Genomic DNA, 25762 nt, shown 5'->3' with positions numbered 1-25762 from the left:
TGAACGTTCACTTTACGGTCGTTCTAGGGAGCTCGACATGGAGGACACCAAGGGAATGACGCGCCGGCAGCTCATTGTGAGCAGCGCCGGCGCGGTGATCGCGGGCGGGGCCGCGGCGGCGCTGCTCGGTGAGACCGCCACCGCGCAGGCGGCGCCGAATCGTTCGGCCGCCTCGGATACCGCCCTCGCCGCCGCCACCTTCCCCACGCTCGACGTCACCACCTCGTGGGTGGGGAACACGTACGCCGGCGCCACGCAGTGGATGCAGGACTTCCTGTTCAACATCGCCGTCACCGCCGACGGCACCGTCTACACCAACAGTTTCTGGGACGAGGGCGGGGACGAGGCGGGGATCTACAAGGACGGCAAGCTCGTCGGCAACAGCCACAGCGCGAACGGCGACGCGGTGGCGGTGAACAGCAAGAACGCGTTCCTGACGGTCGGCAACGGCCTGACGGCGTTCTCGCCGGCCGGGGTCGCGGGTACGGTGACCTTCGCCGTGGGGAGCCCGCCGGCCGCGGCCGCCGCGACCGACACGCAGGTGATCGCCACCGACCGGGTGCAGAACCGGGTCGTCGTCTTCGACGCCGCGACCGGCACGATCATCCGCTCCTGGGCCGTGAACCAACCCGGCGCGGTGGCGATCGATCCGAAGAGCGGCGACGTCTGGGTGGTCTCGGGCGTCACCCGGGACACCAACGACGGGCACTTCTGGCATCCGGCCTCGACCGGCCCGGTGACAGTGCTGGGGTTCACGAACACCGGCACGGCGCTGCCGGGCACCATCGCCGGCCCGGCGCCGACCTGGCTCCCGACCTGCCTGGCCGTCGATGTCAACGGCGACCTGCTGGTCGGCGACAACGGACCGCTGCGGCAGGTGCACACCTACACCGGGCTGTCCTCGGCCAAGCCGACGCTGGCCAAGAGCCTGGGCCGTCCCGGCGGGATCGGCTCCGGGACGCCGGGCGTACCGGACGTCAACAAGCTCTGGGGCATCTCCGGCGTCGGCGGGGACTCGGCGGGCAACGTCTACGTCGGCATGAACGAGTACGGGACCTGGCTGCGCAAGTACAACCCGGCCGGAGACCTGGTGTGGCAGCTGGTCGGGCAGGAGTTCGTGACGTCAGGGGACTTCGACCCGGCCTCCGGCGCCCTGGACATCTACAGCCCGCACGCGCATTACCGGATGGACTACAACAAGGCGCCGGGCAGCGACTCGACCTGGCTGGGCTACACCCTGGACTCGGTGAAGTACCCGCAGGACCCGCGGCTGTTCATGATCGGGCACCAGCACCACATCACCTCGGTGTTCATGCGCCGCTTCAACAACAACCTGTACATGTACAGCACCGGTATGTACAGCGGGGAACTGGTCGTCCACAAGATGGCCGGCGAGATCGCCGTCCCCTCGGCCGCGATCTTCAAGGCCCACTTCACCGACGCCCCGAACTGGCCCCCGTTCCAACCCGCGGCCGGCGAGTGGATCTGGCGCGACGCCAACGGCGACGGCGTGTTCACCGCCGACGAGTACACGGTCCCCGGCACCGGCGCGAGCGCGCCGAGCAACTGCTGGGTGTGGTTCGTCGACGCCAAGGGCGACGTCTGGGAAGGCGGCGACCGCAACCTGCGCCGCTACCCCCTGCAAGGCTTTGACAGCCACGGCAACCCGATCTACGACTACGCGCACATGGTGACCACGGCGCTGCCCGCCCCCTTCAAACCGGTCCGGCGCCTGTACTACGACCTGGCCGCGGACGTGATGTACGTGTCCGGATACACAGCGGACCAGCCCTTCGAGAACGCGCACTGGAAGGAGTGCGGCAAGGTCCTGGCCAGCTACGACAAGTGGAGCACCCTCGACCCGGCGACGGCCACGCCGACCTGGCAGGTCCTGCTGCCCTGGGACGAGACCGTCCAGCCGGTGGCCACCACCCCGGTGAGCTGGCAGCCGGCCGGCGAGTACATCTTCGTGTGCGGCATCGCCACGCGCGGATTGGTGTGGGTCCTCAAGGCCGCGGACGGTTCGCCGGTCGGCATGTGGGAGCCGAGCGCGATCGTGGGGCCGCCGTCGGCGTACGGGCCGACGGGGTGGGTGGACATTCCGTATGGGCTGAACGCCGCGGTCGGGGCGGACGGGACGTATCACGTGACGGTCGAGGACGATCTGAAGAACAAGATTCTGGTGTACAGCTGGAAGCCGTGATGGTGGTGGCGTGACTCCGGTGCCGTGATGGCGGTGCTGTCACGGTGAGGGGATTCGGGGGACCCCGGCTTCGTCGAGCGCTTGATGGAGGAGCGCTGCGGGGAGGCCGGGGTTTCTCAGCGCCGCGATGTGGGTTGCGGGATCGGCGTGGCATGCGAGGACGATGTCGCGCGGCAGATTCCGGTGCGCCACGACCGATTGGCGGACGTGTTTGTCCGGATCGTCGAGCAGGCGGATGAGCGTCGCGGGATCGGCGACGGGGTCGAGGGAGACGAGCCAGCGGCGCGCGGGATCCGGATCGTCGGCGAAGCGGGCTGCGAGGCCGTGCTTGGGGAAGTCACGGTGTGCGAGCAGGTCGCTCTTGGTGACGAACTCGCAGGCCAGGAAGGTCTGGAGAACCACTTCCGGGTCGATGCCCGTGTGGTTCTCGCAGAGCAGCAGCCGGACGATGTAGTCGGAATCGCGCGAGATCAGCTCGACGCCCTCTGGCGGCAGGAAAGTGTTGTAGGCGGCGGTCCGGCGCAGCAGCAGGTTGGCCGAGCGTGCGCCGGCCATGACGGTGCCGGGGTCTTCGCTTTCCAGGAGCCAGTCTGCGGTGTCGACGCGGTCTTTCGGACCGACGTGGACATCGACGTCGGCGCGTTCGGCTTCGGTGAGGTCGTGGCGCGAGGCGTAGGCCAGGCGGACCGTGGGGGAGGGGTCGGTGGCCAGCGCGCTGACGAGGTCTTTGGATACTGCGAGGCTCCAAGCCAGGGCGAGCCGGTCGCTTTCGTCCGGGCTGGTGAGAAGGTCTGGCTCGAAGGGCTGCGGTGTGGGCGCCCACCGGGGTCCCCGTAGCCGGGGCGAGAGCAAGGGCGTCTCCTGCGCGAGCGCGCGCACTGACGAACTGGGGTCCGACAGCAACCGGAGCTGGATGTCCTCCGGCAGGGGTCGGGCTCGCGTCGGCCGCCAATCGGGGCCGTAGGCAAGCGCGCCGCGAACCCTCGGCTCCGGATCGTCGATGAGCCGGGCGCGTTGCTCGGGCGCGACGACGGCGTTCTGCGCGAAGAGCACGCGGATTTTGCGGTTCGGGTGGACCAGGATCGCGTCGATGACCGCGACGGGGAGGTCGCGCCATGCGAGGGCGTACCAGGTGTCTTCGGCTTCGGGCGCCAGAAGGCGGAGCAGGACGTCGGCCGGTGCGCCTGCGTTGCCGGCCACCGCGCTCATCACGTCGCACTTGTCGCACACAGAAAAGCCCCCCGATCGCTGTCCCCACCCACACCAACGGCGCGGCAAGCCGTCCCCGGCCTGCCGCGCCGCGCGCGCGTTCCCTCGCGCCGGGCTGTCAGGCGCCGGCGCCCGGGCCGATCTGCTTGCGGGCCTCGCCCTCGGCGATCTCGTTGCGCAGCCGCGCCATCTCGTTCTCCACGCCGGGGCCGGCCGAGAGGGCCTCGAGCTCGCGCGTGATGTCGTCCTTGCCGTAGCCGGTGGGGTCGTCCAGGACGCCGGAGGCGACCAGTTCGTCCAGGGCCGCGCCGCGGGCCTGGAGCTGCGCCGTCTTGTTCTCGGCGCGCTCGATGGCCATGTTGACGTCGCCCATCTCCTCGGAGATGCCGCTGAAGGCCTCGCCGATCTGGGTGGACGCCTGTGCCGCGGCGTAGGTGGCCTTGATGGTCTCCTTCTTGGTGCGGAAGGCGTCGACCTTCTGCTGGAGGCTCTGGGAGGCGCGGACCAGCTTCTCTTCTTCCGCCTGCAGCGCGTTGTACTGCTGCGTCATGTCCTCGATCTGCTGCTGGACCGGGCCGCGGCGGACCAGGGCTTCGCGGGCGAGGTCCTCGCGGCCCACTTCCAGGGCGCGCTTGGCCTGCTCGCCGCGCTTGTCGTAGTCGGCTTGGAGCTGCTTGAGCTGGATCTCCAGGCGCTTGCGGCTGGTCGCCACCTCCGCGACGCCGCGGCGCACCTTCTGCAGCAGCTCCAGCTGCTTCTCGTAGGACAAGTCGAGCTGTTCGACCGGATTCTCGCGGCGTTCGAGGGCCGCGTTGGCCTTGGCCTCGACGACCAGCTTCATCCGCTTCATGACGCCGCTCATGGACGCACCCCGCCCCCTTCGATACACGCGCGTTGGTTCATGGGATCAACGCTTCCGTGGTGACCGTGGTTCCCAGGATAGACCGGGCGGAATCCGCTTCGGTAACGGTGGTGTGCCCGATTCCGCGCTGGGCCAGGAACGCTCCGGCCAGCACGATGGCGCCGCCGGCGATCTGCGTGGGCGTCAGGCGCTCGCCGAGGATGATCCAGGCGATGATGGTCGCCGAGGCCGGTTCGACGTACGCCAGGCCGGCCGCGACCGGGGCGTTCAGCCGTTGGACCGCCGCGGCGCCGGTGAGGTACGACAAGATTGTGCTGATCAGCACGATGAACGCGGCCAGTGTCCAGCCCGGCAGATGGTGCGAGCCCAGCGCCACCGAGGACCCCAGGATGTGCCAGGGCGCGGCCCACGGCCCGGCCAGCGGCGTCAGCACCGCCATGCCGACGGTCATGCCGCCGGTGGTGAGCGTCAGCGGGTCGACCGCGCCGGCGAGGCGGTCGATCAGCAGGAAGTACGTCGCGTTGCCGGCACCGGCGCCCAGGCCCGCTGCCAGGCCGACCGCGTCCAGGTGCACGCCGGACCAGATCTGCACCACGACCGCCAGCCCGGCCATCGCCACCGCGACGCCGATCGCGGACTCCCGCGACACGTGCGCGTGCCGCACCAGCTTCTCCCAGCCGACGACCAACACCGGCCCGGTGAACTCCAGCAGGATCGCGATCCCGATCGGCAGCCGCGAGGCCGCCACGAAGTACAGCACCTGGCAGGCCGCGACCGCGACCAGCCCGTACGCCACGATCGGCCACTTGTGCCGGCCCATCGTCGCCAGCTGCCCCGGCCGCCGCAGCACCAGGCACAGCGCCACCAGCACCACGACCGTCCCGACCAGGCGCAGCCACACCGCCTGCAGCGGACTGAACCCGGCGGCGATCAGGGCCTTGGCGAACGGGCCGCCGGCCCCGAAGGCCACCGAGGAGGTCACGCCGAACAAAACACCGGCGGTGGTGCGGTTGACGGAAGCGGTGCTGGTCACATTGCCGATGGTAATAGGCGATGGTCCGCCTTATCCATGACGTCCACGACTCGACGCCGAGTCGTGATGAGTGCTACTCCGCGCCCAGCAGATGAACCGCCTCGGCGAACGCCCCCGGCGCCTCCTGCGGCAGGTTGTGCCCGACGCCGTCCACCTTCCGGTACTCGAACCGCCCGGTGAACGACTCCCGGTCCCCGGACTCGGCGAACCCCGGCCCGCCGACGCCGTCCGCCCCGCTCTCCAGCACCACCGTCGGCACCCCGATCTCGGTCCCGAAAGCGAGCCGTTCCTCGATCGCCTGGTATCGCGGATCACCCTCGGCCAGACCGAACCGGTGCCGGTAGGAATGAACGACCACCGACACGAAGTCCGGGTTGTGCAGGCTCGGCGCACTCGCCGCGAACTCGGCCGAGGCCGCCGTCCACGTCGGCGACCACGTCCGCCACAGCAGCTCGCACAGCTCCTCGCGGTTCCGCTCGAGCCCGCGCCGCCCGCGCTCGCTGTGGAAGTAGTACTGGTACCAGTACGTCGCCTCCCACTCCGGCTTCGACGGCTCACCGGAGTGCGCGATGTCCTGGATGTTGAACCCGTCGACCGTGACCAGCCCGCGCACCCGCTCCGGCCACAGCGCCGAGACGATGCACGCCGCCCGGCCGCCCCAGTCGTAGCCGCCGACGATCGGCCGGTCCAGCCCCAGCGCATCGATGAAGTCCAGCAGGTCCTGGCCGATGGCGCCCTGCTGTCCGGAGCGCAGATCGGTCTCGGATAGGAAGCGCGTCCTTCCGAAGCCCCTCAGATACGGCGCGTATACCGAGTAATCGCCTTGTCCCACCAATTCCGCGGCGACTTCGTCATATGCGCGGACGTCGTAGGGGAAGCCGTGGAGCAGGACGACGGGAATTCCCGAGGGATCTCCGGCGTGCTCATAGGCGATGTCGAGTACAGGCGTCGCAATGTGATCCACCGCGGTGAAGGTCATGAAGAAATCTTGGCATATTCGTCCGCATACGCCACGAAGAAAGAGGCCTCGGCGAGCACGGAGTTCCGCAGCTCAGAGACCAGAACCCGCTCGTTGGGCCCGGGCAGCCGGCAGGCCGCGTCCTCAGCTCCGAACAGCAGGATCTCGGCATCCGGGACGGCCTTCGCGAGCCCGTTGACCAACGGGATCGCGCCGCCTTCGGGTCCTGCCCGGGGTGGATGCGCAGGTTGATCAGGGCCCTGGCATACGGCACGACCGCCAGCGCCGCGGTGTCGACCGCCGGCGCGTCCAGCCCGACGACGGTGACCGCCGGCCCGCTCCACAGCTGGCGGCCAGCCGTTCGAGATCGGCGGCGACGCCGGGCATCAGGGCATCGACTTCGGCGGTGAGCTGCGCGATGTCCATGCGGTCAGTAACTCACACCCAGCCCCGCCGCGCCGCCTGGGCGCCGATCTGGAAGCGGGACGCGGCGCCCAGCCGGGCCGCCAGGTCCGCGACGCGGCGCCGCACCGTGCGCTCGCTGATGCCGAGCTGGCGGGCGATGACGTCGTCCTTCATCCCGGCATCCAGGCACTGCAGGATCGCGTGGTCCTCGGCGAGCAGGTCCGGATTGGTGGCGGCGCGCGGGGCGAACAGCGGCACGGCCTGCGTCCACACCGCCTCGAACAGCGCGATCAGCGCCTCGCAGAGCCCGGAGGCGTGCACGACGGCGCAGCGCGAGGCGGCGTCCCCGGCCCCCGGCTCCGACAGCGGCAAGATGGCCTCGCGCCGATCGGCGATGACCAGCTTGGTCGGCAGCGACGGCGCCACCCGCGCCTGCTCGCCGAGCTGTACCAGGGCCCGTACCCGGTTGGTGCGCGCGGGGTGGTCGAGCACCTCGGTGGCGTAGACGGCGCGCACGGCGACCCCGCGCGCCAGCGCCCCGGTCTCGGCCTCGGAGTCGCCGTAGTTCGAGGCGACGTACGGCGGCGTGTCGAAGGCGAGGATCTCGTGGTCGGCGCGCGCCACCAGGTCGTGGAACCGGGCCGCGATGGCCGAGCGTCCGACGATCGCCTCGACGGGCCGCGTCGCCCCGGTGCGTACGGCCCGGTCGTGGAAGCTGGCCGAGAGCTCGTCGATGGTCTGGGTCAGCCGGTCCAGCTCGGTGCGCCGCTCCCGCAGCAGCCCGGTGAGCGCGACGCGCGGGTCGACGGGCAGCACGGCCGCGCCGTCGCGCACCGCGAGCCCGAGCTCGACCAGGCGCCGGACGCTGCGCCGGACCTGCTCGGCCGGTGCGCCGAGCTCCTCGGCGAGGGTGGCGGGGGTGTGCGGGTCGCCGGCGGTGAGGAGACAGCGCAGGAGGGTTTCGTCGAAGGCTGACAAGCCGGCCGGGGTCAGCATGGCCTGTGGCGGTGACTGTGACTGTGACTGTGGCTGTGAACGTGACTGCGGCTGCTGTGGCTCACCCCGAAATCCCTCCCTGTGATCAAGAAGCGGCCACACTATAGCGCCGTCCGTCCGGAACCGGCGGGTGACCGGTAACGGTCAGGGAAAGCGCTTCCGCGCCGCCCGGTGACGCTGCCAGCATCCCAGTCACCGCTTCCGGCTTTCGGCCGGGTCGGAGGCGGTTTCCATCAGCGCTCTGTGATGTCGGGAGATCATCCTTGCCTGCGATACCTCTACGCCGTCCCTGGGTGGCGGCGACCGTGGCCGTGGCGGTCTTCGGCTCGGCCGCCGGTGTGGCTTCCGCGGCCGACGTGTCCGCCGCCGTGCGCCTGACCGCGGATCAGGTGCGGAGCCTGTCCGCGAAGTACACCGTCGGCGTCGGCACCGGCGGCACCGCCGCCCAGCGCGTCGGGACGGCGCAGGCCGCGGCGGCCGGAGCCGGCCCGGCTTCCTCTACCGCGCAAAGCGATCCGGCCACCGGACAGACCTCGGCGTCAGGGCTCTCCCTCACCTCCGACCAGCAGATCGAGACCGCGCGCGGCCTCGGTCTCACCGCGGCCGTGCCCGGCAGCGACGACTGGTTCCACGTCGACACCTCCGGCCAGGTCGCGCGGGTCGGGCGGGACGGCCGGCCGGTCTGGACCAAGACCGAGCAGGGCCTGGCTGCGGACTGGGGCCTCAAGGGCACCGTGCCCTACCTTCCCGAGCCGCCGCCGCTGGACATGTTCGCGGGCTACGACCCCATATCCGGCACCGGCGTCAGCTCCGACCAGACGTTCGCGATCGGCGACTTCGGCGGTGGATCAGGGCACGACATCGCCGTCGCCTACACGCTGGGCGCCAGTGCGGGCTTCCCGTTCACCGTGCCGGACTCGCCGCTCACGCACTTCGCGTCCTTCGTCACCGTCATCGACGGCCGCACCGGGAAGACCTTGTGGCACCAGGTGTATCCCGGCTACGTCAACCGCCTCGCGGCCGGCGCCGGCGGCCTGATCGTCGGCGACGTCAGCGGGCCGATGTGGAGCGTCGAGCAGGCGCCGCTGTCCGGGGACAGCCGGACGAGCGTCGCGCTGGTGAGGTTCCGCCGGTCCGGCGGCGCGGTGACCGGCACGACCGCCTGGACCTACAGCACGCAGGTCCCCTTCGCCGCCCTGGCCACCATCACCCAGACCGCCGAGGGCATCGCGACCGGGTGGAGCGACACCCCCATGGGCCTGGGCACCCCGCGTCCCGCCGACGGCCACGTGATCCTGCTCGACGCCGCCACCGGCAAGCTGAAGCTGGACGTCCCGACGCCGGGCTACCCGCGCATCATCCGTGACGATCCCGGCCGGCACCGGCTCGTCGTCGCCGAGGAGAACGACCCCGAGGACGCGGTCAGCTGGCAGCTCACCGCGATCGACCCGCGGACCGGCGGCCGGCAGGTGCTCGCGAACCGTGCCGGCACGTTCGTCACCTCGCTGCGCGTCGCCGACTCCGGCCCCGGCAGCGGGAAGAACCCCGCGTACGAGGCCACCGAGCTGACCCTGGACCTGTCCGGCGACCAGGCGCTCCCGGTCGGCTCGTCGGTCCTGTCCTTCGACGCGCACGGCAAGAACCTGTGGACCACACCGATCCCGGCCGCCTTCGCCGGCGACGCGCCGGTCGTCGGCGGCATGATGCTGCCCGACGCCGACAGGGCGAGCGTCGTGGTCACCACCCAGGACCCGCAGAACCCGACCGAGGCCGTCCCGAACGGCCCCGAGGGCACGCAGATCATGTCCTTCGACGCCCGTACCGGCAAGCTCCGCTGGCGCCGGTCCGGAGCGGTCGGCACCGGCCTGGAGCCCGCGCAGTGGGGGGACCGGATCCTGTCGGTGGCCGCCGATCAGACCGCTTACGCCTACAAGATCTCCAACGGCGCCCCGGTGGCCGTGCAGCCGCAGCTCGGTGACCTCTACGCCGGCGTCCTCGTGCCCGGCGCGACCACGGCGAAGGACGGCGTCAAGAACATCGTCGGCGCCGGCCAGAGCCGCGGCGTGTTCCTGCTCGACGGCCACCCGCAGCCCAACGGCGAGCCGAGGGTGCTGTGGACCGCGGCCGTCCGGGGCGCCGTGCACCATGCCGAGCTCGTCGACGACGGCAGGCAGGTGCTGGTCGCCGCGACCGGCGGCTGGGACCTGATCGACGTGGCGACCGGCAAGGTCACGGTGGCCAAGGACGTGCCCGGCGGCTACACGTGGTCGGTGACCGCCACCGGCTCCGGTCAGAACACTGAGATCATCGACCCGACCCACGCGCTCACCGCTTACGGCCTGAACGGCAGGCAGCTGTGGACCTTCAAGCCGGCCGGCAGCGCGGTGAAGTTCAGCAACGCGACCGTGGACCCCGACGGCCGCGTCATCGCCGAGTACAGCACAGCCGCGGGCGACAAGACGCCGCAGTACCGCGTTCTCGCGGTCGATGCGCGGACCGGTGCGACACTGTGGAATCAGCCCGCTGATCAGTCGGTGACCAGCGGGGGCCTCCTGCAAGCCGCCTATGCGAGCGCCGACATTCCCGGCGCCGGCGGCCACGGCGTCGCCCTTGCCTGGGGCGCCACGGAGCCCAACAGCGTCGCGGGTACCATGCTCGTCGAGGTCCGCGACAGCAGGACCGGCGCCGTCCTCACCTCGCACACCGCCGGCGGCACCACCACCCACATCGGCTTCAGCGCCGATCCGAAGCTCGGTCTGGCCTGGTACCACTTCGCGCAGATCAGCCGTCTGATGCCGGACGGCGAGACGTGGGCCGACACCGGCATGTACTCCGACACCTACTCCGGCGGCTTCGGGACCTCGACCGGCGGCTCGACGGTGTTGCTGGACTCGCCGTATGGCGTGCAGGCCTATGACCCGGCACAGTTCGACGGGAACAACGACTACCCGTACGACGTCGCGCACACCGGGCCCCTCGACGACGGATACCAGCTCGTCATCGACGGCTCGCAGATTCTGGGCCTCCAGCAGGACATCCGTGAATGGGGCATCGGCTCGGAGTGGATGGGGTCGTTCTACTTCGACAGCGACACCAGCATGCACGGCCTCACGGTCTCGACCCTGACCGGGACGCTGACCCCTGGTGCGGCCGCGAAGAGCGCCCCCAAGGCGCAGCTGAAGGCCGCCGCGCCGACCGCGCCGCCGACCGCACCCCCGACCACCCCGGTGCAGGATCCGACCGGCGGCAGCCTCACCCCGGACTCGGTGATCCCGGCGGCGGCTCCCACGCTCCGCGGCTACACCCCGGCCCAGATCCAGCACAACCTGGCGCTGAAGGGCGACGGCACCGGCCAGACCGTGGCGATCGTGGACGCCTACCACCACTCGGCGCTCCCGAGCGACCTGAACACCTTCAGCAAGCAGTTCGGCCTGCCGCCGTCGTGCGACAGCGTCGCGGCCGGCACCGACTGTTTCGACTTCTCCGTGCACACCATGCCCGGCACCACCGTCGACGGCGGCGGCTGGGACGGCGAGGCCGCGCTGGACGTCGAGTGGGTGCACGCCGTCGCCCCGCACGCGAAGATCGTGCTCGTCGAGGCGCAGGATCCGACGATGCAGCACCTGAACGAGGCCGTGGACGCCGCGGCGGCGCTGCGTCCGGCGGCGGTGTCGATGAGCTACGGCCTGAACCGCGAGTTCTCCGGCGAGTCCTTCTACGACGGAAGGTGCCTGTACACCGACACCGTCTGCGTGGAATCGGCCGGCGACAGCGGCAACCCGGACGGCTACAGCGCCACCTCGCCGAACGTGCTCTCCATCGGCGGCACCACGCTGAAGCTGAACGCCGCGGGCGACACCGTGAGCCAGACCGCATGGCGCGGCACCGGCGGCGGCCTGTCCTTCTTCGAGAAGCGGCCGGCGTACCAGGACGGCGTGAACCCCGACCCGCACCGCGGGACCCCGGACGTCTCGGCCGTCGCCGACCCGCAGACCGGCGTCGCCGTCTACTACACGGACGTGACGCAAAGCCGTTCCGGCTGGGCCGAAGTCGGCGGGACCAGCCTGTCGGCACCGATCTGGTCGGCGATCCTGGCCGCCACGGACCAGGGGCGGGCCGCGCTCGGCAAGGCGCACCTGGCCTCGGCCGACGGTTCGGTGTTCCGGGACGTCTACGGGCTCGGATCCGCACTCGTCGACGTCACCTCCGGGAGCAACGGCGCGTGCCCGGCGACGCAATGCTCGGCGCGCGCCGGGTATGACACGGTGACCGGCCTGGGGACGCCGGGGCCGAGCGTGGACCAGGCGCTGGCGGCCAAGCCGTAAGCCTTTCTCCGACAACGGAGACGACGTGGTGCCCCAGCGGTTCTTCCGCTGGGGCACCACCTCTTGTTGGATGACTCGCACACGCCTACGATGAGCCTCCCGAGAACATGAAGAAGCTTCACATATCTGGAGCGCGCCTTGTCCACTGAGACTTCGCACGGCCCGGGCACCACGTCCTCCCCGTTCGACGTGGAGCCCACGGAGAAGGTGCGGGCGCCGTGGATCACCGGGTTCGTGTTCGCCGGGCTGGGCTGGCAGGTGGCCAGCCAGGTGCCCAGCACGTTCACGGTGCCGCAGCAGATCAAGGACATCGACCCGGCCGGGCACGTGGCGGACTTCGCCTGGGTGAACACGATCGGGACGCTGTCGATCCTGTTCCTGGGCCCGCTGTTCGGGATGTTGTCGGACCGGACGGTCTCGCGGTTCGGGCGGCGGCGGCCGTGGATCGCGCTCGGCGGCATCGCGTGCGCCGCAGCGCTGGTCTTCAGCGGGACGCAGAACTCTGTGTGGGGCGTCGGTCTGGGCTACCTGCTGCAGACCGTGTTCGTGGCCGCGCTCGCGGCCGGCATGGTGACGATCATCCCGGACCAGGTGCCGGCCGGACAGCGCGGCGTCGTGCTCGGCTGGGGCGGGGTGCCGCAGGCCGCCGCGCTGATCATCGGCGGGGTGCTGGTCTCGCTGTCGAAGGGGTACGTCGGGCAGTATGCGGCGCTGGCTTCGCTGATGGTGTTCGTGATGCTGTTCGCGTGGCGCGTCGGGGACCGGAGGCTGCCGCGCGAACGGCGCGAGCCCTTCAGCTTCCAGGCCTATCTGGCCAACTACCGGATCCAGGTGCGGCAGTACCCCGACTTCGGCTGGGCGCTGGCGACGCGGTTCCTGATGGTGCTCGGCTACGGTCTCGGGACGCTCTACACGCCGTACTTCCTGGACGACGTCCTAGGGTTCAAGAACACGCCCACGGACAAGAGCAACGACAGCCACCTGCTGATCGTGGTCGCGGTGAACAGCGTCTCCACGGTCGCGCTGGTCGTGATCGCCGGCTGGCTGTCGGACCGCTGGGGGCGGCGCAAGCCGTTGGTGGCCGCCGGATCGGCGGTGATGGCGGTCGCGGCGGCGATGCTCGCGGTGCACCAGACCTGGGGCATGATGCTCGCCGCGGGTGCCGTGCTCGGGCTCGGATACGGCGTCTACCTCAGTGTCGACGGCGCCTTGGTGACGCAGACCCTGCCCTCCGGCGCGGACCGGGGACGGGACATGGGTTTCGCGAACTTGATGACGATCATCCCGTTCGCGCTGGTGCCGCCGATCGCGGCGCTGCTCATCAAGTTCGCGGGTGGGTATGCTGCGCTGTTCTGGGCGTCGGCGATCGCTTCAGTCGCCGGCGCGGTGTGTATCAACAGGATTCGCGGCGTCCGCTAAAGAAACAGGTAGACCGGTACCAATGACTTCACCATCACGCGTCCTCGTCATCGGCATCGACGGGGTCCGTCTCGACGTGCTCCGCGCCGTCCCCACCCCGCACCTCGACGCGGTCGCGGCCGCCGGGTTCCTCGCGCCGGTGCGCATCGACGACGCCACGCCGACGTGGTCCGGGCCGTGCTGGGCGACGGTGGCGACCGGGGTGTCCGCGGCGAAGCACGGCATCATGCACAACGTCTTCACCGGGCACCGGCTCGCCGACCATCCGGACTTCCTGACGCTGGCCTCGCTGGCGGGCAAGCGGACGTATCTGTCGGTCGGGAGCTGGGAGCCGCTGGCGACCGCGGCGTGCGGCGGACCGCTGTTCGCGGCGCCGGACCGGGTCACGTTCACGTCCTACGGCCTGGACTGCGACCGCGGGGACGAGGCGGCGACGGTGGACGCGGAGCGCGAACTGCTGGCGGCGGACTACGACGTGGCGTTCGTGTACCTGGGCGACGTGGACGAGACCGGGCACGAACTGGGTGTCGGGGCCGAGTACCGCGCGGCGGTGGAGCGTGCCGACGCGCGGGTCGGGCGGCTGGTGGCGACGCTGCGCGCGCGGCCGGCGTACGAGCAGGAGCGGTGGACCGTGATCGTGGTGACCGACCACGGCCACGTCGACGAGGGCGGCCACGGCGGGGACAGCGAGGTGGAGCGCACGGCGTGGATCGCCGCCAACGGGCCGGGGATCACGGCCGGGGCGGAGATGGGGACGCTGCGGCACGTGGATGTCGCGGCGCATGTGTACGAGGCGGTCGGGCTCAGCGCGGAGATGGCCGGGCTGCCCCTGGAGGGGAAGCCCTTCGCCGCGGTGTGACGGGTGTCAGGGGGCTGTCTTGGATCGCTTCGCCTCCTTCGCCTCGGCGGCCTCCACCCGCTTCGGGAAGGGGATCCGCATCAGGTCCTCGGCGATGTGGATCGGGCCGTCGAACTCCTCGGCGGCCTCGGCCCGGTATCGGGCCGGCGCCTCGTCGATCGGGTAGCGCTGCGAGAAGTGCGTCAGCACCAGCTCGCGCACGCCCGCGTCGGCGGCCAGGCGCGCGGCCTGGCGGGCGGTGAGGTGGCCGAACTCGCCGGCCTGCTCCTGCTCGGAGTCCAGGAACGTGGCCTCGACGACGAGCAGGTCCACGCCGGCGGCCAGCTCCTCGGCGCCGGGGCAGCGGCGGGTGTCCATCAGGAAGGCGAAGCTCTGGCCGGGCTTGGGGGCGCTGACGTCGGCCAGCGTGACGTCGCCGATGCGGCCCACGGCGCGCAGGCGTGAGATGTCCGGGCCCTTGATCCCGGCCGCCGCGAGCCTGCCGGGCAGCATCCTGACCCCGTCGGCCTCGTCGATGCGGTAGCCCTGGCACGGGATGCCGTGGTCGAGCGGGGCGACGCTGAGCGTCAGGCCGCCGCCCAGGGGGTAGGAGCGCGCTCCGGTGGCGGGCTGCGTCGCGATCTTCGCGCGGGCGTGGTGCGGCGTGGCGAAGCGCAGGTGCTCGAAGTACTCCTCGTGCTCGCCGGGGAAGTGGCAGACCACTTCGTGCGGCACGTCGTCCAGCGACATGCGCTGCAGGATGCCGGGCAGGCCCAGGGCGTGGTCGCCGTGGAAGTGGGTGACGCACAGCCGGGTGATCTCGCTGACCGAGAGCCCCGCGAACTGCATCTGCCGCTGCGCACCCTCGCCGGGATCGAACAGGAAGCCCTGCTCGTCGAAGCGGAGGAAGTAGGCATTGTGGGCACGGTGCCGCGTCGGCACCTGCGAGGCGGTACCGAGGATGACCAGCTCGCGCATCATCGGCGCGCCTCCTGTTCGGCTCCGGCGCGGATCCGGTCCCAGGACCAGCCGTCCGCGAGAAGGTGGCTGACCAGACTCGCGTCGAGGAGCGCCAGCACGGCGTAGGCCCGGAACTCCGGGTCCCGGTCCTCGGCGAACAGCATGGTCAGATGGGTCTTCCAGAACTGGTAGACGCCCAGCCGGTAGCGGGCGCCCGGCGCGGCGGTCTCCGAGGCGAGCAGCAGATCCAGATGCGCCCGCAGGTAGTCCAGGTACGCGTGCACGAAGGCCACACGGCGCTCGCCCCGCGCGCCGTCCGGCCCGAGCGGCGCCGGCCCGGCGATCATCGCGAGCTGGAGCTGCTTCTCCTTGTCGTCCAGTAGCGCCGCGACCAGCCCGCTCTTGTCCCGGAAGCGGCGGTAGACGGTCCCCTTGCCGACACCCGCCTCCTGCGCCACCGCATCGGTGGTCAGCGCCTCGACACCGCCATGCGTGTAGAGGCGCCACGCGGCTTGCAGCACCAGCGCCCTGTTGCGCGCGGCATCGGCCCGCTCGCGGGGCGGATCGTCGGCGAGGGGCAGATCGGGCCGGGACGGTTCGGGCATGGATTCATTCTAGACAAGCGGACCGAGGTCCGCATACTCTATTAACAGGCAAGCGGACCGCAGTCCGCATCGCGGTCCGAATCGGCGATTCAGGAGGCACACCCATGACCACCCTCATCACCCGCGACGAGCTGAAGGCCGCGATAGACGACGGCACCGCCACCGTCCTCGACGCCCTCGCCGGCGCCTACTGGGAGAAGCAGCACCTCCCCGGCGCCATCCCCCTGCACGCCGACGACGCCGAGCAGGTGTACCGCGACCTGTTGCCGGACCGCGACGCGCTGATCGTGACGTACTGCTCGAACGCGGCCTGCCCGAACAGCGGCCAGGTTGCCGCGAAGCTGGAGCGGCTGGGGTACACGAACGTGCGGAAGTATCGGGAGGGGATCGAAGACTGGACTGGGGCCGGGCTGCCGGTGGAATCGGGGGTGGTGGGGGAGTAAGCGGGCGATCCGGGAGCTCGTGCGGCGAGGCGGCAGGTTCGGCCGATGTGCGCCGAATTGAACGGGCGCCATGAGCGTGGGGCGAGTGATGGAGCCCGCGCTGATCGGCCGGCCTGAACGGGTGCGATCGGTGCGAGCCGAGCCGAGCCGAGCGGTTGGCCGAACGCGCAGGTCAGCGCGGCGGGCGGGAACCGGGGTGGCGCCTTACCCTGAGCACATGATCAGGATCTGCTTCTCCGGGGTCACCGGGTGGGCCGCTTCGGCGATCGTCGCGGGGATCGAGGCGTCGGCCGATCTCGTGCTCGTCTCGGGGGTCTCGCGGTCGGCGGCGGGGAGGCCGATCGCGGAGGCTGTCGGCGGCACCGCGTCCGGGCAGGTCTATGCCTCCGTCGCCGAGGCGCTCGCTGCCGAGCCGGCTGATGTCGTCGTCGACTACACGAGTGCGGCGGCTGTGAAGCAGAACGCTTTCGCCGCGGTCCGGGGCGGTGCGCATGTCGTGATCGGTTCGTCCGGGCTGAGTGCCGAGGATTACGCCGAGCTCGATGAGGCCGCGCGTGATCACGAGGTCGGGGTGATCGCCGCCGGCAACTTCTCCGTGATGGCCGCGGTGCTTCAGAAGGCTGCGGCGCTCGCGGCGGAGCATCTGGATCGGTGGGAGATCATCGACTACGCCAGTGTGAGCAAACCGGATGTGCCGAGTGGGACGGCGCGGGAGCTGGCCGAGCGGTTGGGGGCGATCCGTCGGCCGGTGCCCGCGGTGCCACTTGGCGATTTGCAGGGGCCGGTCGAGGCGCGGGGTACGGAGGTCGGCGGGGCCCGTGTCCATTCGGTGCGGCTGCCGAGCTATGTGGTCAGTACAGAGATCGTCTTCGGAGGCGCCGGTGAGCGGCTGGTCATGAAGCACGATGCCGGGCCCGATCCCGCGCCCTACGTGGACGGCACGCTGCTCGCGGTGCGGCACGTCGGCGACGCGGTCGGGGTGCGGCGCGGCTTGGACACCCTGCTCTTCGGCGACTGAGTCTGTTCGCTGTCCGTCCTCTGTCCGTCCCCTGTCAGTTCTCTGTCCGTCGAGCGCGCACGTCCCCGGCGGCCCGCCGCACGGGCCGCCGAGGACACCGCCCGCGCCGCGCCTATCCGCGCGGGCGGTCGAGCTCGACGTTCTCGAGCACGCCGAGCGCGTCGGGCACCAGGACGGCGGCCGAGTAGTAGGCGCTCACGAGATAGCTGATCACCGCCTTGTCGTCGATGCCCATGAAGCGGACGTTCAGACTCGGCTCGAACTCGTCGGGCAGGCCGGCCTGGTGCAGGCCGACCACGCCCTGCTCGTCCTCGCCGGTACGCATGGCCAGGATCGAGGTGGTGTGGCCGGTGACCGGGATCTTCGAGCAGGGATAGATCGGGACGTCGCGCCAGGCGAAGACGCGGTGGCCGTCCACGGTGCCGGAGGTCGGGTAGACGCCGCGCTTGGTGCACTCGCGGCCGAAGGCGGCGATGGCTTTGGGGTGGGCCAGGAAGAACTTGGTGGAGCGGCGCATCGACAGCAGCTCGTCCATGTCGTCCGGGGTGGGCGGGCCGCTGTGGGTGTGGATGCGCTGCTCGTTCGCGGCGTTGTGGAGCAGGCCGAACCGCGGGTTGTTCAGCAGCTCGTGCTCCTGCCGCTCCTTGAGCGCCTCGACGGTCAGCCGCAGCTGCTGCTCGGTCTGGTTCATCGGGGCGTTGTAGAGGTCTGCGACGCGGGAGTGGACGCGCAGGATCGTCTGCGCCACCGAGAGCTGGTACTCGCGGGGCTGGAGCTCGTAGTCGACGAACGTGCCCGGCAGGTCGGCCTCGCCCTCGTGGCCGGCGGCCAGGGAGATCTCCGCCTCGCCCTTCTTGTTCACCGGTTTGGCGCGGCGGGCCGTGTGCGAGGCGATCTGCGTGCGCAGCGTCTCCGAACGGTCCAGCAGTTCCCGGAACGCGCTCAACGGCAGCGCGAGCAGGATGCCGGAGGTGGTGGCGCGGGCTCCGTAGGCCCACGGGACCGAGTCCACCACGCCGCCGTCCACCGCCTCGTCGCCGAAGTGGTCGCCGCCGGCGAAGGAGCCGATGGCCGTCGTCTCGCCGTACTTGCCGGTGCCGACCTTGGCGACCTTGCCGTGGCCGACCACCAGGATCTCGCTCACCGGCCGGCCGGCCTCGGCGAGTTGCTCGCCCGCGGCGAAGCGGCGCTGGGTGAAGCGGCCGGCCAACTCCGCCAGCAGCGCCTCGTCGTCCAGGCCGCGCAGGATCGGCAGCTCGGTCAGCGTCGGGGGCAGGACCCTGAGGTCCTCGCCGGTCTGGTCGAAGGCGATCCGGCCGCGCCCGACCGCGTGCGAGAGCCGGCGGTTCACCCGGTAGGTGCCGCCGGAGACCTGGACGAACGGGAGCTTGCGGAGCAGCCACCGCGAGGTGATGCCCTGCATCTGCGGGACGGTCTTGGTGGTGGTCGCCAGGTTGCGGGCGGCGGCGGTGCTCAGGCTCAGCTGGCTGTCCTGGACGAGGTCCTGCGGCATGGGATCGGTCGGCATGCCTCCACGTAACCAATGTCCTTCTTGCGTCGGCAATATGCGGCTTTGGTACTTCCTTACTTCGAGTGATTAGCGTCTATCCGGGATTGACGCGGCGCCCCGGCGGTCGCGGACCTTGTGGGGCCGCGGGTCCGCAGGGACACCGCGCGGGAGGAGGGGGAACCGGTCAGGAAATGGCGAAGTCGTCCGCGTAGACGTCGCCCTGGCTGTACCAGCCGTGGACGAACACCGTCACGTTCCCGGTGGCGTCGGTCGTGAACGGCACCGACAGCTTGGTCCAGCCCGACGCCGAGGTCCACGCGCTGCCGCTGGCCCCGCCGCTGACGCCGATGAAGGCGTAGTTGCCCTGGACGTACGCGGTGAGCGTGTAGGCGTGGTTCGGCGTCAGGCCGGTGACCGCCTGGTCGCACTCGCCGGTGGCGCTCGCGGTCGGCGAGATCTTCGCCGCGTGCGAGCCGGAGTGCACCGGGCTGCCCACGACTGCGTCAGTGCTCTGACACGTCCACGGGCTGAACGACCCGGTCTCGAACCCGCCGTTGACGACCGCGCCGCCGCCCCCGCCGCCCGGACCGGTGACGGTCAGGGTGAAGGTGGCGCTGTGGCTTCCTGAGGCCGCAGTGCCGGTGACGGTGATCGGGTACGTCCCGGCCGGGGTGGTCGAGGCCGTGGCCACGGTGAGCGTCGACGTGCCGCCGGCGGTCACCGAGGTGGGGCTGAGGCTGACGGTGGCCCCGGAGGGCGCTCCGCCGGCGGTCAGCGCGACGCTCTGCGCGCTGCCGTTCGTGACCGCCGTGGACACCGTCGCCGTGGCGGTCCCGCCCTGAGCCAGCGAGGCCGACGTCGGCGAGACGCCCACGGAGAAGTCGTTCGTCGGCGGCGGAGGCGTGCTCCCGCCGCTGGTGAACGGCTCGAAGGTGTTGCTGAAGTACCACGTGCTCTGCGCGATGCCCGAGCAGGTGTCCGAGCCGCCGGTGCCGACGCAGCCGCCGTTGTCGCGCTGCAGGGCCCAGAACGAGATCTCGGCGATGCCCTGGGAGTTGGCCCAGTTCAAGACCGGCGCCGCGTCCGAGGTCTGGAACGTCTCGGCCGCCCCGTAGTCGTCGATGCCGGGCATCTCGGTGACGCCGACCATCGACCACAGCTGGGCCGCGGACTTGCCCGGGTAGAGCGAGGCGAGCTGACCCTCAAGGCCGGTGGCGGCGGTCTTGGTGTCGTTCGCCATCTCGTGCGTCGCGCCGTCGTAGTAGTCGAAGGTCATGATGTTGACGACGTCGATGCGCGCGTTGTTGGTGACCGCGTTCTTCAGCACCGCCAGGCCCGAGGAGGCCAGGCCGCTGGTGGTCGTGGGCAGCGTGTAGCTGAACTGGACGGTGCGGCCTACTGTCCCGGCCCAGTCCTCGACCATCTTGATGGCCTTGTTGCGGCGGTCGATGCCCGCCGTGTTGGTCAGCGAGTTGTCCTCGGTGTCCAGGTCGAGCCGGGTGACGTTGTACGTGGTGATGACGTTCTCGTACGCCGCGGCGATCGAGCTCACATTGGTGCAGCTGTCGGCGATCTCGGTGCCCTGGTTGTCGGCGGTGTACCCGCCGAACGACGGGATGACGTCGCCGCCGCCGGCCCGGATCGTGGAGATCGAGGACCCGAAGGTGGACGACGAGATCGGCGTCGAGGTGTCGCCGTCCCAGTAGACCGTGCACGAACCCTTGGTGGCGGCCTGGATGAACGCCATCGTCAGGTATTTGGCGCCGGACTGCTGGCTCAGGGTCGCCGGGTTGTCGCCGTTATAGGCCTCGAAATACGGCGCGAACACGTGCGCCGGGATGGGGGTGCCGGTCGACGCGGCCGGCGTCGCCGTGGCGGCATGGCCCGCGGCTGTCGACGCCAGGAAGGCGCCGGTGCTCGCGGCCAGTGTCGCCGCGGCTGTTGCGAGCACGCGGAGATGACGGCCTGTCCGTTTCATGATGCTCCCGGATGGAAGGGCGTTGATCAGGACTGGATCTTGAAAGAGGCGGCCGCCCTGGAGGACATCATTGGACTAGACCAGAGGTCTGTCAAGGTTCCTAACAATTCGTTTTGCCGCAACCTGGGGTGCGGCGTTTTCAGGAGGCCGGGCGCGTGTCCGTAAATGCACTGAAAACCATAAGCAGATCCTTGTGATGCATTTGTTCCTTTGGCAGCTTTCAGTGCGACCGCAACGCGTCCACCGCGATGCGCCCGGCGGTGCCGATGACGGCGTCGGCGGCGGGCAGGACCGCGGCGGTCGAGGCGGCGCGGGTGAAGACGGCCACGGCGTAGCGCCCGCCGTCGGGGTACTCGATGACGCCGGCTTCGGCGCGGATCGTGGGGAGCGTGGCGGTCTTGCCGCTGACCCGGACGTCGTCGAAGGGGAAGCCCGACGACAGGCGATGGGTCCAGGCCTGCACGCCGAGCACGGAGCGCAGTTCCCCGGCGAGCTCGCCGGTGCAGACCTCGTCGCGCCATATGGCGGCGAACAGCTCGGCCAGTTGGCGCGGCGTGGAGCGGTTGGTCAGCTCCGGATTCAGGACGCTGACATCGGCCAACGCCGCGGGGTCGGCGAGGTTCGGGGTGGCCAGGAGCGCGTCCCTGATGGCCGCCATGTCGTGGACGGCGATCGTGTCGGGCAGGCCGAGATCGGCCATGGTGCGGTTGACGGTGTCGAACCCGATCTCGCGCCACAGGACGTCCGCGGCGGCGTTGTCGCTGACCGCGACGACGAGGGTGGCGAGGTCGCGAAGGGAGAGCCGGACGGCGTCGCGCATCACGGCCAGGCCGGACAGGCCCGGGGTGCGCTCGGCGGCGGAGACGTCGATCTGGCGGGTGCGATCGAGGCGTCCGGCGGCGTCTTCGCGGTAGAGGGCCGCCAGGAGGCACACCTTGTGGAGGCTGCTGGTCGGGACGGGCTGCGTGGCCGCGACCGAGATCGAGGCTCCGGAATCGATGTCGAGGGCGTGCAGCCGGCCGGTCACGCCGGCGTCGGCGAAGGCCGCGTTGATGCGGGCCGCGGCGCGGCGGGTGGCGGCGGTCGACACGGAGGCGGTCGACACGGAGGCGGTCGAAGGGGAGGGGGATTCGGTCACAGCGCGAACTCCGTCTCCGGTCGGGTGGTGCGCGGACGTTCGGCCGGTGCCGCGTACATGCCGGCGTGCGTGCGCAACGCGGCGTCGGCGGCCTCCGCGAACACGCGCACGGCCGGGCCGTCGTGGCCCGCGCGCCAGGACGTGGAGGTGCGCCAGGACAGGGGATGGCCGGTCAGCGGACGCCAGGCGGTGCCTGGTTCGGGCGGCGGGGCGGGTATCAGGGCGATCAGGTCTGCTCCGGCCATGATGAGGGCGCGGGTGAAGTCCAGGCCTTCGACGTCGCGGATCGTGGTCGGCGTGAAACCGTGGCGCGCGCAGGCGGTCACCGTCTCGTCGTGCAGTGCCGGGCTGTTCGCGCGCGGCGGCATGGCCAGGGCGCGGCCACTCAGGGTCCTGAGATCGACGTCCGGATCCGCGGCAAGCGGGTCGTCGTCGCGCAGCAGCACGCCGAGGGGCTGGTGCAGGATCGGCCCGAACGCCAGGCCGCCGGCCGGACAGGGATGCCGCACGATCCCGGCGTCCAGCGTGCCGGCCGCCAGCTCCGCGGTCTGCTCGGCGGTGGCGAGCTCGCGGAGATCGAGCTCGCCGCCGGGGCTGCGCTCCTGGAACGCGGTCAGCAGTGCCGCCACCGCTGCCCCGCCGAGGTGCGGCGGCACCGCCGCGCGCAAGGTCCCCATCTCACCGTCCTGCAACCGCCCGACCACCGAGCGCAGCCGGTCGGCGGCGTCGAGAACGGCCTCGCTCTGCGCCAGCACCAGACGCCCGGCCGGGGTCAGCACCGCGCCGCCGCGGCCCCGGTCGAACAACCGCACCCCGAATTCGCGCTCCAGGCGCTGGATCCGTTGCGACAGCGACGGCTGCGCGAGCCGCAGGCGGATCGCGGCCCGCCCGAAGTGCTGTTCCTCAGCGACCACGCGGAAGTAGCGGAGGTGCGCCAAGAGGTCCATGACATCGGATCATAGCCACATCACTATGGATGTGTTTCCCATACGACTCTTGGACAGAGTCGTGACGGGCGCGCTTTCCTTGCGAGCTATGGCAGGCAAGCAACGGCAGGGAAACCGCACTACACGGACGGTCACCGCGGCGATCGTCACAGTCGCGGCGGTGGCGGCCGCTTCCGTGGCTCTCTGGCTGCGGTCCGACCACGGCACCGAGCCGACGGCGAAGAATGGTCTGAGGGGCCCGGGCGGGCCGGGCGGCTCGGCGGCGACGTCGTCGGACGCCGCCCCCGCGACGCCGGACGCGGTGGCGAAGGACTTCTTGGCGGCGTGGGCATCGGGGGACTACACCAAGGCCGGCTCGCTCACCGACAACGCGGCGGCTGCCGGGCCGCGGTTGCAGGCGGTGATGAAGTCGCTGAATCCCAAGTCCGCCCAGCTCATTCTCGGATCACAGGTCCCTGCGACCGGTGCTTCGCCGGACTCGGCGACCCGCTACACCTTCAGCGTCGTGGATTCCTTCGACGGAGGGTTGCAGTGGAGCTACAACTCCACCCTCGCCGTGGCCCCGGCGGCGGGGAACGCGAACAGCCTCCTGGTCCACTGGTCCTCGGCCGTCATCCATCCGCAACTCGGCGCGCAGGCGAACCTCACCGCGACCCCGCCGCCCGCGACCGTCGTCGACGACACCGGCCAGCCGCTCCTGGCGTCGGCGCATCCCGGTCTGGTGACCGTGCTCTCGCGGCTGGCGACCGCCAAGCAGCCCGGCGGCGCGGCGCCGACCGCGCTCCAGATCACCTTCGTCGACGCGAACACCGGCGCGCCGATCGCCGGGAGCACGCCGGTCGCGCTCGGCACGGCGCCGAGCGGCGCCACGTCGCAGATCTCTTCCACGCTCGACGCTCGCGTCCAGACCGCGGCCGAGAAGGCGCTGAGCGCGTACCCGAACTCCGGCATGGTGGTCATCAAGCCGAGCACCGGCGGCGTCCTGGCGATGGCCGGCAACTCCCAGACCACGGCGGGCCTGGCGTATCACGCGCTGCGCGCGCCGGGCTCGACGTTCAAGACCATCACCACCGCGGCTCTGCTCCAGACCGGTCTGAAGCCTTCGGACCCGGCGCCGTGTCCGCCGACCTCGACGGTCGGGTCGCAGACCTACCACAACGACGAGGGCCTGAAGAACGGCTACCCGAACGCGACCCTGACCGACGCCTTCGAGCAGTCCTGCAACACCTCCTACGTCGGACTGCGCAACCGGCTGTCGGGCTTGTCCGCGCTGGAGAACGAGGCGAAGACGCAGTTCGGCCTGAACCAGCCGTGGGACATGGGACTGGGCTCGGCGACGTACTGCACGGCGGGCAACGAGCAGGTCCCCGCGGCCGACGGCCAGGAGCGCTTCGCCGCCGAGACCTTCGGCCAGGGCGACATCACGATGTGCCCGCTGACGATGGCCTCGGTCGCCGCGACCGTGGCCAGTGGCACCTTCAAACAGCCGATCCTGGTGCCGGGGCAGAGTCAGGCGGCGGCGACGCCGTTGCCGGCCACGGTCGACACCGAGCTCAAGACCCTGATGCGCGGGGTCATCACGGAGGGCACCGCCACCTCGCTGCGCGGCATCAGCCCGACGCTCGGCGCGAAGACCGGGACGGCCGAGCGCCAGAACGAGGACCCGGACAGCTGGATGATCGCGATGGATCCGCAGCACGACATCGCGGTGGCCTGCGTGGTGCTGAACGGCGGGTTCGGGGACGTCAAGGCGGGGCCGGCGATCAAGGCGATGCTGAACGGGATCGGGATCGGGATCGGCTGACGGCGTCGGCTGACGGGATCGGCTGACGGGAGTGGACGAGGCTTCTGGGGCGGCGAGCGCGGCGAGGGCGGCCGCGGCGAGGGCGAAGCAGTAACGGCCGACGCCGTCGCGGCGCCTTCTTTCTGGGCCGACCACGGTCCTCTCGTCGTCCAGAAGGAGTCTGATGCGCTACCTCCGCATCGCCGCCCTGGCAGCGGCCGCCCTCGCCACCATCGCCGCCGCGCCCGCACCCACGGTCGCCGCGTCGGCGCACGCCAAGCGGCTTCATCCGAGCTCTGCGGCCCTCGCGGCCGGCAAGGCCGGGGGCGTCGGCCAACTCTCGTTGCAGACCAACGGCACCCAGGGCGTGGTGTCCCCGAACCCGCAGGTCTACCTGGTCTTCTGGGGCAGCCAGTGGTCCAGTGACCCGGCCGGTGTCGCCCCGGACCTGCAGGCCATGTTCAAGGGCCTGTACGGCGCGTCCGACACCTGGGGCACGATCCTCACCCAGTACTGCGAGAACGCTCCGGCCGGCACCACGGCCTGCCCGGCCGGCGCGACGTTCGTGAACCACCCGGCCTCCTCGCCGCTGGCCGGTGTCTGGTTCGACAGCGCGGCGGCGGCGCCGAGGAAGGCCACCAAGACGCAGCTGGCGGCCGAGGCGGCCAGTGCCGCCGCGCACTTCGGCAACACGACTCAGACCCCGAATCTGAACGCCCAGTACGTGGTCGTGTCACCGACCGGGACGCACCCGGACGGCTTCGGTCCGCACGGCAGCTTCTGCGCCTGGCACGACAAGACCACGTCCGGCTACGGGACGCTCGCCTACACCAACCTCCCGTACGTCCCCGACCTCGGCGCGGGCGCCTGCACCACGCTGACGGACGGCCGCATGCTCTCCGGCATCGAGTCCACCGAGACGCACGAGTACGCCGAGACCGTCACCGACTTCTGGCCGACCACCGGTTGGTACAACTCCAGCGGCGGCGAGGTCGGCGACGAGTGCGAGAACCTGGACGCCTACGAAACCCTGTCGACCGGCACCTTCGACGTGCAGGGCCTGTGGTCCAACAAGGCGAGCGCGTGCGTCACGTCCGGCTGACGCGCTAGTACGAACGCTGTCATAGGGCGG

The 25762-nt window shown here is 70.9% G+C and carries 19 protein-coding genes and 1 pseudogene; 8 read left to right on the top strand and 12 right to left on the bottom strand.

All coding sequences use genetic code 11. The features are described from left to right. The first annotated feature begins 37 nt into the window (after nucleotides 1-37). The gene (locus ABH926_RS35025; RefSeq protein WP_370370253.1) at nucleotides 38-2203 is read left to right on the top strand and encodes a hypothetical protein; all 2166 of its coding nucleotides are present in this window, start codon (nucleotides 38-40) and stop codon (nucleotides 2201-2203) included. Nucleotides 2204-2242: 39 nt separating this feature from the next. Here the strand turns inward: ABH926_RS35025 and ABH926_RS35020 are convergent, their stop codons facing one another. From ABH926_RS35020 to ABH926_RS34995, 6 genes and pseudogenes are all read right to left on the bottom strand, one after another. Continuing rightward, the gene (locus ABH926_RS35020; protein ID WP_370370252.1) at nucleotides 2243-3412 is read right to left on the bottom strand and encodes a hypothetical protein; all 1170 of its coding nucleotides are present in this window, start codon (nucleotides 3410-3412) and stop codon (nucleotides 2243-2245) included. Between the two features lie 118 nt (nucleotides 3413-3530). Beyond that, nucleotides 3531-4274 carry a PspA/IM30 family protein gene (locus ABH926_RS35015; RefSeq protein ID WP_370370251.1) on the bottom strand — a complete coding sequence of 248 codons (744 nt, stop codon included), beginning with the start codon at nucleotides 4272-4274 and terminating at the stop codon, nucleotides 3531-3533. A gap of 37 nt (nucleotides 4275-4311) precedes the next feature. Next, entirely contained in the window at nucleotides 4312-5307 is a 996-nt protein-coding gene (locus ABH926_RS35010; protein ID WP_370370250.1) for a DMT family transporter, read from the bottom strand. Nucleotides 5308-5380: 73 nt separating this feature from the next. Further along, the gene (locus ABH926_RS35005) at nucleotides 5381-6286 is read right to left on the bottom strand and encodes an alpha/beta fold hydrolase (protein WP_370370249.1); all 906 of its coding nucleotides are present in this window, start codon (nucleotides 6284-6286) and stop codon (nucleotides 5381-5383) included. Then, a pseudogene (locus tag ABH926_RS35000) lies at nucleotides 6283-6620 on the bottom strand (dipeptidase); the annotation flags it as partial. The gene ABH926_RS35005 and the pseudogene ABH926_RS35000, both read right to left, overlap by 4 nt. A gap of 83 nt (nucleotides 6621-6703) precedes the next feature. After that, nucleotides 6704-7666 carry a helix-turn-helix domain-containing protein gene (locus ABH926_RS34995; RefSeq protein WP_370370248.1) on the bottom strand — a complete coding sequence of 321 codons (963 nt, stop codon included), beginning with the start codon at nucleotides 7664-7666 and terminating at the stop codon, nucleotides 6704-6706. 263 nt (nucleotides 7667-7929) lie between these two features. Between ABH926_RS34995 and ABH926_RS34990 the strand changes: the two genes are divergently transcribed. The 3 genes from ABH926_RS34990 (at nucleotide 7930) to ABH926_RS34980 (ending at nucleotide 14269) form a co-directional block, all read left to right on the top strand. After that, on the top strand, nucleotides 7930-11991 hold the full coding sequence (locus ABH926_RS34990) for a PQQ-binding-like beta-propeller repeat protein (RefSeq protein ID WP_370370247.1): 4062 nt from the start codon (nucleotides 7930-7932) through the stop codon (nucleotides 11989-11991). 138 nt (nucleotides 11992-12129) lie between these two features. Beyond that, entirely contained in the window at nucleotides 12130-13410 is a 1281-nt protein-coding gene (locus tag ABH926_RS34985) for an MFS transporter (RefSeq protein ID WP_370370246.1), read from the top strand. Nucleotides 13411-13432: 22 nt separating this feature from the next. Continuing rightward, complete coding sequence (locus tag ABH926_RS34980) at nucleotides 13433-14269, top strand: alkaline phosphatase family protein (protein WP_370370245.1); 837 nt, start codon at nucleotides 13433-13435, stop codon at nucleotides 14267-14269. Between the two features lie 6 nt (nucleotides 14270-14275). On the opposite strand, the gene ABH926_RS34975 is transcribed toward ABH926_RS34980, so the two are convergent. Further along, the gene (locus ABH926_RS34975; protein ID WP_370370244.1) at nucleotides 14276-15229 is read right to left on the bottom strand and encodes a ribonuclease Z; all 954 of its coding nucleotides are present in this window, start codon (nucleotides 15227-15229) and stop codon (nucleotides 14276-14278) included. Then, nucleotides 15226-15813 carry a TetR/AcrR family transcriptional regulator gene (locus tag ABH926_RS34970; RefSeq protein WP_370370243.1) on the bottom strand — a complete coding sequence of 196 codons (588 nt, stop codon included), beginning with the start codon at nucleotides 15811-15813 and terminating at the stop codon, nucleotides 15226-15228. The genes ABH926_RS34975 and ABH926_RS34970 overlap by 4 nt, the downstream gene beginning before the upstream one ends. A gap of 104 nt (nucleotides 15814-15917) precedes the next feature. Between ABH926_RS34970 and ABH926_RS34965 the strand changes: the two genes are divergently transcribed. Continuing rightward, a complete protein-coding gene (locus tag ABH926_RS34965) occupies nucleotides 15918-16256 on the top strand; it encodes a rhodanese-like domain-containing protein (protein ID WP_370370242.1) in 339 nt (112 codons plus the stop codon). Nucleotides 16257-16344: 88 nt separating this feature from the next. After that, nucleotides 16345-17274: a 4-hydroxy-tetrahydrodipicolinate reductase gene (gene dapB, locus ABH926_RS34960; protein WP_370370324.1), complete on the top strand. Its 930-nt coding sequence runs from the start codon at nucleotides 16345-16347 to the stop codon at nucleotides 17272-17274. Between the two features lie 112 nt (nucleotides 17275-17386). On the opposite strand, the gene ABH926_RS34955 is transcribed toward dapB, so the two are convergent. The 4 genes from ABH926_RS34955 to ABH926_RS34940 form a co-directional block, all read right to left on the bottom strand. Next, nucleotides 17387-18802 (bottom strand): family 2B encapsulin nanocompartment shell protein, encoded by a 1416-nt coding sequence (locus ABH926_RS34955; RefSeq protein WP_370370241.1) that lies wholly within the window; start codon nucleotides 18800-18802, stop codon nucleotides 17387-17389. A gap of 166 nt (nucleotides 18803-18968) precedes the next feature. Continuing rightward, entirely contained in the window at nucleotides 18969-20762 is a 1794-nt protein-coding gene (locus tag ABH926_RS34950; RefSeq protein ID WP_370370240.1) for a glycosyl hydrolase family 18 protein, read from the bottom strand. 220 nt (nucleotides 20763-20982) lie between these two features. Then, nucleotides 20983-21867, bottom strand: coding sequence for a serine hydrolase (locus ABH926_RS34945; RefSeq protein ID WP_370370323.1), 885 nt, complete (start codon nucleotides 21865-21867; stop codon nucleotides 20983-20985). 29 nt (nucleotides 21868-21896) lie between these two features. Next, the gene (locus ABH926_RS34940) at nucleotides 21897-22847 is read right to left on the bottom strand and encodes a LysR substrate-binding domain-containing protein (protein ID WP_370370239.1); all 951 of its coding nucleotides are present in this window, start codon (nucleotides 22845-22847) and stop codon (nucleotides 21897-21899) included. A gap of 88 nt (nucleotides 22848-22935) precedes the next feature. On the opposite strand from ABH926_RS34940, the gene ABH926_RS34935 reads away from it, so the two are divergent. Together ABH926_RS34935 and ABH926_RS34930 are read left to right on the top strand one after the other, a co-directional pair. Then, complete coding sequence (locus ABH926_RS34935; protein ID WP_370370238.1) at nucleotides 22936-24651, top strand: penicillin-binding transpeptidase domain-containing protein; 1716 nt, start codon at nucleotides 22936-22938, stop codon at nucleotides 24649-24651. 163 nt (nucleotides 24652-24814) lie between these two features. Continuing rightward, nucleotides 24815-25732 (top strand): hypothetical protein, encoded by a 918-nt coding sequence (locus ABH926_RS34930; protein ID WP_370370237.1) that lies wholly within the window; start codon nucleotides 24815-24817, stop codon nucleotides 25730-25732. Nucleotides 25733-25762 lie beyond the last annotated feature (30 nt).

This window comes from Catenulispora sp. GP43, assembly GCF_041260665.1.
Lineage (GTDB): Bacteria > Actinomycetota > Actinomycetes > Streptomycetales > Catenulisporaceae > Catenulispora.
Note: the sequence above shows the minus strand (reverse complement) of the source record. Positions and strands in the feature narration are given on the sequence as shown.

What these genes read in the sequence shown, in the direction of transcription:
- dapB (WP_370370324.1), top strand. Translation starts at nt 16,345, where the DNA reads ATGGAGCCCGCGCTGATCGGCCGGCCTGAACGGGTGCGATCGGTGCGA.
- ABH926_RS34955 (WP_370370241.1), bottom strand. Translation starts at nt 18,802, where the DNA reads ATGCCGACCGATCCCATGCCGCAGGACCTCGTCCAGGACAGCCAGCTG.
- ABH926_RS34975 (WP_370370244.1), bottom strand. Translation starts at nt 15,229, where the DNA reads ATGATGCGCGAGCTGGTCATCCTCGGTACCGCCTCGCAGGTGCCGACG.
- ABH926_RS34950 (WP_370370240.1), bottom strand. Translation starts at nt 20,762, where the DNA reads ATGAAACGGACAGGCCGTCATCTCCGCGTGCTCGCAACAGCCGCGGCG.
- ABH926_RS34965 (WP_370370242.1), top strand. Translation starts at nt 15,918, where the DNA reads ATGACCACCCTCATCACCCGCGACGAGCTGAAGGCCGCGATAGACGAC.
- ABH926_RS35015 (WP_370370251.1), bottom strand. Translation starts at nt 4,274, where the DNA reads ATGAGCGGCGTCATGAAGCGGATGAAGCTGGTCGTCGAGGCCAAGGCC.
- ABH926_RS35020 (WP_370370252.1), bottom strand. Translation starts at nt 3,412, where the DNA reads ATGAGCGCGGTGGCCGGCAACGCAGGCGCACCGGCCGACGTCCTGCTC.
- ABH926_RS35005 (WP_370370249.1), bottom strand. Translation starts at nt 6,286, where the DNA reads ATGACCTTCACCGCGGTGGATCACATTGCGACGCCTGTACTCGACATC.
- ABH926_RS34940 (WP_370370239.1), bottom strand. Translation starts at nt 22,847, where the DNA reads ATGGACCTCTTGGCGCACCTCCGCTACTTCCGCGTGGTCGCTGAGGAA.
- ABH926_RS34980 (WP_370370245.1), top strand. Translation starts at nt 13,433, where the DNA reads ATGACTTCACCATCACGCGTCCTCGTCATCGGCATCGACGGGGTCCGT.
- ABH926_RS34935 (WP_370370238.1), top strand. Translation starts at nt 22,936, where the DNA reads ATGGCAGGCAAGCAACGGCAGGGAAACCGCACTACACGGACGGTCACC.
- ABH926_RS35025 (WP_370370253.1), top strand. Translation starts at nt 38, where the DNA reads ATGGAGGACACCAAGGGAATGACGCGCCGGCAGCTCATTGTGAGCAGC.
- ABH926_RS34995 (WP_370370248.1), bottom strand. Translation starts at nt 7,666, where the DNA reads ATGCTGACCCCGGCCGGCTTGTCAGCCTTCGACGAAACCCTCCTGCGC.
- ABH926_RS34970 (WP_370370243.1), bottom strand. Translation starts at nt 15,813, where the DNA reads ATGCCCGAACCGTCCCGGCCCGATCTGCCCCTCGCCGACGATCCGCCC.
- ABH926_RS34930 (WP_370370237.1), top strand. Translation starts at nt 24,815, where the DNA reads ATGCGCTACCTCCGCATCGCCGCCCTGGCAGCGGCCGCCCTCGCCACC.